This window comes from Yoonia sp., from assembly GCF_046292185.1.
Classification (GTDB): Bacteria; Pseudomonadota; Alphaproteobacteria; order Rhodobacterales; family Rhodobacteraceae; genus Yoonia.
In genome coordinates this window covers 1-5,781 of sequence record NZ_JBKBQY010000048.1, presented here as the reverse complement: position 1 = coordinate 5,781, position 5,781 = coordinate 1, and the positions used below count along the sequence as shown (strand labels likewise).

General features: G+C 56.1%; 6 protein-coding genes. All 6 read right to left on the bottom strand.

Going from position 1 to position 5,781, the window contains the following annotated elements:
* Positions 1-188 precede the first annotated feature (188 nt).
* Positions 189-626 carry a hypothetical protein gene (locus ACK4TM_RS10200; protein WP_409700673.1) on the bottom strand — a complete coding sequence of 146 codons (438 nt, stop codon included), beginning with the start codon at positions 624-626 and terminating at the stop codon, positions 189-191.
* 126 nt (positions 627-752) lie between these two features.
* Entirely contained in the window at positions 753-1,244 is a 492-nt protein-coding gene (locus ACK4TM_RS10195) for a hypothetical protein (RefSeq protein ID WP_409700670.1), read from the bottom strand.
* A 72-nt stretch (positions 1,245-1,316) separates the two neighbouring features.
* Complete coding sequence (locus ACK4TM_RS10190; protein ID WP_409700667.1) at positions 1,317-1,769, bottom strand: hypothetical protein; 453 nt, start codon at positions 1,767-1,769, stop codon at positions 1,317-1,319.
* Between the two features lie 792 nt (positions 1,770-2,561).
* Positions 2,562-2,717 carry a hypothetical protein gene (locus ACK4TM_RS10185; RefSeq protein ID WP_409700664.1) on the bottom strand — a complete coding sequence of 52 codons (156 nt, stop codon included), beginning with the start codon at positions 2,715-2,717 and terminating at the stop codon, positions 2,562-2,564.
* Between the two features lie 84 nt (positions 2,718-2,801).
* Entirely contained in the window at positions 2,802-3,149 is a 348-nt protein-coding gene (locus ACK4TM_RS10180; protein WP_409700661.1) for a phage tail protein, read from the bottom strand.
* Positions 3,149-5,635, bottom strand: coding sequence for a hypothetical protein (locus ACK4TM_RS10175; protein WP_409700658.1), 2,487 nt, complete (start codon positions 5,633-5,635; stop codon positions 3,149-3,151). The genes ACK4TM_RS10180 and ACK4TM_RS10175 overlap by 1 nt, the downstream gene beginning before the upstream one ends.
* Positions 5,636-5,781: the final 146 nt, after the last annotated feature.

Below are 5,781 nucleotides of genomic sequence, written 5' to 3'. Positions count from 1 at the left end.
GCCGCTCAAAGATCGGCAGGTAAATCTGATCGGTCAAGACCAGCTTGGCAACCTTGCGTCTGGCCATTTTCAATTCGGCGATGGTGATCTGATCGGACATGGGTTGCGGCCTTTGGTTGGACGCAATTACTTATAGCAAGGCGAACGCCGACCTGATGACGATTGTTCGCGCAGGTCGGCATTTTCTTTTAGGCGGCGGCAGGCATGCCAGCCATCAGCGTGTCGAGTATGCGCTTTGCCTCATTCAGTGCAGCAGCATCATCACGCAGACCCTCACTTGCCTCTGCGGCATACTGATCAATCTCGGCAGACGTAAGCTGCACCGCAGAGGTAGGTAGCATTCGCGCGCTGGTGGCGAGGATAGCGGTAACGCGTTCGTGGATATCGGGTATCTGCTTGAGCAAGGGGTCGAGGGTTAGGGACACGACGGCATCTAAGAATGCCATTACGCTCAGGACTTCGACCGGCGTGGCGCTTTCGGGATCAGACAGGATTGAATCTGGCCACAAGTCGGCATGGTCGCCAAGCAATTCGATGATGCGGGTCCGGGGGTCATGGGCTTCACCGGCGGTCAGCAGGCCAGCGATCAGGTCATTATAGTCGGTGGTGGGGATGTAATGGGACATCGTGCATTTCCTTTGTTGATGCAGCGCCAGAATCCCACATGGCGAATCACCTGACAAGCCCAAAAATGACTTAACCCATTGAAAATAAACTTAAATAAGTCCTTACTTATCTTTTCCATGAGGGGATTAGCCGGGTGGTAGAGTGTTCGCACGGCTCTTGCGCTTGCGTGCTGCGGCCTGCTCACGCTTCCGCGCGGCCTTTTGCTCTGGTGTAAGATCAGCAAGGTTCTCGCGCGGTGTAAAATCAGTCCGCCCTTCGATTTCAGCTTTGGCCAGTCGCAGCGCTTTCCGATATTCGTTCCAGTCGTCTTTCCCCTCGCCCTTGCGATATTCGGCAATTTCGATCTGGCGGGGTGACAGCTTAGATTTGCGCGATGATTTTGGCTTCGGTTTTTTCTGGCGTTCCTTCCATATGTCAATGTGACCCTGCATCGCTGTTCCGGTCTCGGAACCTGTCACAGCATTCTCCGCCAGTTGAAGCTGTGCGATTTCGTCCGGGGTTAGGGCGGTGCCGGGGTCAAAGGAGCCTTCCCCTAAATCGAGGTCTTCGAGGTCCAGATCGTCAAAACCCACATTGTCAGGGCTTGAAGCTATATCGCTTTTTTGGTATTCATTCATGATTAGGAACTCGCACGGTTTCAGAATTCTAAGGCCCGGTGTTGGCGCACTGGGTCTTTTACTTTTCGCAGATCAGGCCGGTGTGGCGTCTGAAATTTCGCTTTCCATTAAATCAGCAAAGTCGAGTGCGATATCTGCCGTCCAAATTTTGACTATTCCGTCTGCGGGAATAGCGACCTTAAAGGCAGCACCTTGCCGGGTCACGGTGAATTTCTTTGCGCGATCCGCCACGCGACCCGTCTGATCATTATTGTAGACAACAAGATGGATTAGACCGACCAAGGATTTCATCTGATCAACCGTAAAGCCAACCGGAGTAGAATCGTCAAAAGAGATTGTGAATCCATCCTGGAGTTTGTTAATTCTCACACCGGGAATAGCGTGTTTAATCTCGCCAGCTTCACGCGCAATCCGCATAAGCTCGCCAATTGTTGCACTCATAGACTTGGTGCCAAATGCTGCTGCCAGCTCTTCCAGTTGGGTTTTCCGCTCAGGGGCAATGCGGATCAAGGGTGCCTTTGTCATCGTGGTTCTCCTTTGAAATATCATGCTACCTGTTTACTAGTAAACTGATGCGGCTTCAAGACGAAAAGAGTCATGATGCTAAGAATTCTGACTTAGACTGCCGGACGATCTGCCCTGTTACCGCAAGCGTGACATCCTATTCCCATAAGCGTGACATCGACTGACCGAGTTTGGCTAAGTCATTGATTTTCCACAACACGTGTCACGCTTATGGATCGAGTATATAATACACACTAGTAAGAAACTAATAATGGACGAAAAAGCCTATTCCCATAAGCGTGACATAGACAATGAGACACCCACAACTCGGGCTTCGCCCTCGCCTGCGCGCTTCGCTTGCCCCGCTCGTCGCTGCGCTCCTCGGGGTCCAGTTTTGGTTCTTCCATCCCGGAGTAGTTTCTGAACCCACTTCCGGGTTGGAACACCTTCCGGGGGTGGAGGAAAGCTGCCGGACACATCAGATGTCACCGCCGGACAAATCAGATGTCACCGCCGAAGCCAATGGCAGGCACCCTACAGGCCCATTGGGTCACATCGGGTGGCAAGGGTAGCCTAAAATCACTACAGCCTCTATACGGGGCTATTTTGGCCTTCTTGAGGTTTACACCCGGCGTAGCACATCATGCAGCTTCTGCGGTTTCAGCGGCTTCTTTTTCGTCATAATCGGTGTAATTCGTATTGCAATCTGATTTCGAAAAGTGCATTATTGATTTATTGCAAGTTGGAGAGCTTGCGGTGAAATAATGTCTTAAGGTCCGACGGTCACAAACTGTCGGGCCTTTTGTTTTGGTATTACCGGCCCTGTGACTGGCGCATTCCCTCAAGAACGTCTGCGGGTAACTCATATGGTTTCACAATGCCAAGCGACATATCGCGGCTTACTGCCTCTTCTAATGTCAATTCGCCGGTCTTTGCATCTTCCGGAATAATCGTGATTTCGTTTGGCACTTTATTTCCTTTTCAGTTTATATTCAGCATCTACTACTTAACACAATTCCGAACAGCCTAATAGATGCAATTCAACTGGCTGAATCAGTCTTCCAGCGTGAAGCTTTGTTCCAGCTTGGCGGTGAAGGTCCACGGTGCGCCGGAAGAGGATGACCATTCTTCGCAGGTCCATTTCAACGGCTCATCGATGCCCCACGGCGCATAGTAGAACGGCTGGTGACCGCCTTGATCAGCGAAGAACTGATCCAGCGCCGCCACGTCATCAGGGCTTAGGCCAGCCCAATTCAGCGCCACGATCCGGCGGATGTGATTGATCCCGTTGAGACTGGACTGCGTGTATCCGTCGCCAAAGCCAGCCTTGTTCAGGCTGATCTGTCTGGTGTGCGCTGTGCCGGGGGATGGTGGCACCGGGGGTGTGAAGTTTGCCAGCATCACTTGCGCCCTAGCATTGCGCCGGGCCTGCCCTGCCGCTGGATTTCAGCCATCACCACGCCGCGCATGCTGGCTTCCAATTCCTTGGCCATCTGCTTTGCCAAATCCGCATTTTGCGCCGGAGTGCCAGAACTGCCATTCACGGTGATCGGCGCGCTGATGCTGATCGCTGGTGCGGCCTGCGCGGGGGCAGCAAGGGCGGGTGCTGTCAGCGCACCACCGACATATCCGCCAGCGCTGTAGCCTTTCAGTGCGGCGCTGTGCATCGCCTGTAGATTGCCTACACCAAGGCGGCTGGTCGCGGCCTTGCTGACCACGAATTCGCCCTTGTGAACCAGACCTGCCGGTTCATATTTGCCGCCGGGGCCGGTGAACCCGCCTTCGGCATATCCCAGAAACTTGCCGATCTTGCCAGCGGTGCCGCCGCCGGACATCAGACCGACAAACGCCTTGCTTGCGGCCATCTGGCCAAGCTGTGCCAGAACGCCAGACAAAGCCTCGCGAAAGGATGACGCGCCGGTGATGAGCGAAACGAAAGCAGACTCGGCGATCTGGCCGAATTGTTCCTGCGCGGCGCGGGTTGCGTCGATCTTGTCTTTGGTTGCCTCATTCGCTGCGGCAAGATCGGCATACGATCCCGTCAGTGCGTCGATCTCTGCGCGCAGTGCGGGGCTATCTGCTCTGCCGGATGCCAGCGCGGCGGTCAGCAGATCAGCTTTCCGGCGGGCCAGATCGATCGCGGCGGCGTAGTCGGTGCCAGCCGCTGCGGAAATCGTCAGGGCCAGCGCTTCGACTTCCAAGGCGGTGGTCTCAGCTTTGATCGCTTCAACGGCTTTGGCGAATTCATCCAAGGTTGCGGATGCCGCACCGCCGCCGCCGCCGGTGTCTTTGCCTGCGGCGCCTGCGGCCTTTGCAGCTTCGGCGCGGGCCTCTTCGGCAGCGATTGCAGCAAGTGCAACCGCTTCGGCTTGTGCCGCTGTCAGTGATGCGCCAGCCTCTTCGGCGCGTTCCATGACGTCTGCGATTTCACGTTCGAGGGCCAGCCGGTCGCGGGTCTTGCTGTTACGCTCTTCCTCAGCCGCGGTGAACCCGTCGAGGGCTGCGCGGGCTGCGCTGGCCTGTCGCTGTGAAGCAAGTGACCCTGCACGATCAGCATCTTGTTGCGCGCCGATGTTCCCCGGTGTGATCGTCTGGCCTGCGGCGGCGGCAATCGCCGTGCGCAGGCTGGACGCCAGACTGATCGCCCCGGCGATAGCCCCACCCAAGCGACCCACCTCTGAGATGACGCTGGAAAAGTCTACCCGGTCGGACTGGTCGAGGGTGTCAAAGGCGGATTGCGCGGACGTCTGGACCGTGTCGAGGGACTTTGCAAAATCCTCAGCTTCGATTTCGCCAGCGTCAAATTCGTCAGCAAGGCGGCGCATCTCAGTGGAAGCGGTTGCCAGATTGGCTGCGGCCTCTTCATATCCGTAGGACCGCATCAGGTTCGATGACTGGTCCATTGCGGCTGCGGTCTGGCGCGCATCCTCACCCAAGCCAGTGAACTGTTCGCGTAGCTGCGCGATCTCTACTGCGGTTTCGTCCACGATATCGCGGTTAGCGGCCAAGGCGTCAAAGACCTGATCGCCAAGCACGGCGCGGCCCTGTTCTTCGGATGGAAAAAGATCATCCAGTTTCGACCGGAAGTCTGCCAATTCCACCACTGCATCAGCCGCTCCGACGGCAAACGATTTGAACCAAGTGCCGGTCCGGCGTGTCAGGTCTGCGAACTTGTCGTCCAGAATTTCGGCTTTGCGGACCAGCTCTTCATCCAAGATGAAACCACCCTCGCGGGCGCTGTTGATCATTTCGTCAATCGCCGCAGAGCCACCGGCCAGAGCGTTCGTCATCGCCGCGCCGCTGCCACCAAAGGCTGCGCTGGCAATGGCCAAGCGTTGCTGCTCCGGCAGGCTGCGGGTCAGGTCTGCGAACTCTTTCAGTAGGTCGATCTGCGATTTGAGATTGCCCCGGCTATCCCGGATTGAGATGCCGAATGTGTCCAGCACCTTTTGCAGCTTGCCGGTGCCATTTGCGGCCATCCCGACGTTTTTACCGAATGTCTCAAGCCCGCTATTCAGATCGCTAGCCGCTACACCGGACAGATCGAAACCGCGTTGCAGACCTTGCAAGGCTTCAATGTCGAAAGAGGTGCGATCTGCCACCTTTGCCAGAGTGCTGATTTCGGTGATCGTGCTACGGACCTCGCGCGTTACCTTGGTCAGCGCAGCGACGCCGATCATAGGTAAGACGATCTTCTTAAGTGCCGCATTGATACCGTTCCCGGCGGTTTCATATGATTGGCGCATGCGTGCTGCGGACTGTGCCGCGCGGCGTTCCATCATCTGCGCGCTGCGGTTCTGGGTCTGGTTGGCTTTCTTCAGGCTCTTTTCCAGTTTGTCGATACGGGCTTCCACATCTACGATCAGGCCGGGTAATTGGGTGGTCATGGTCTTGTTTCCTTTTAGAAGGTGAAAAGCTCGGCTTCGGGTGCATTGTAGGCGGACCGTTGGGACTGTGCGGCGCAGGCGCGTGACACGGCCATCGCAGCGGCGATTGCGCCATCGATGCGGTCTGTCTTTTTGCCTTTGTGCAT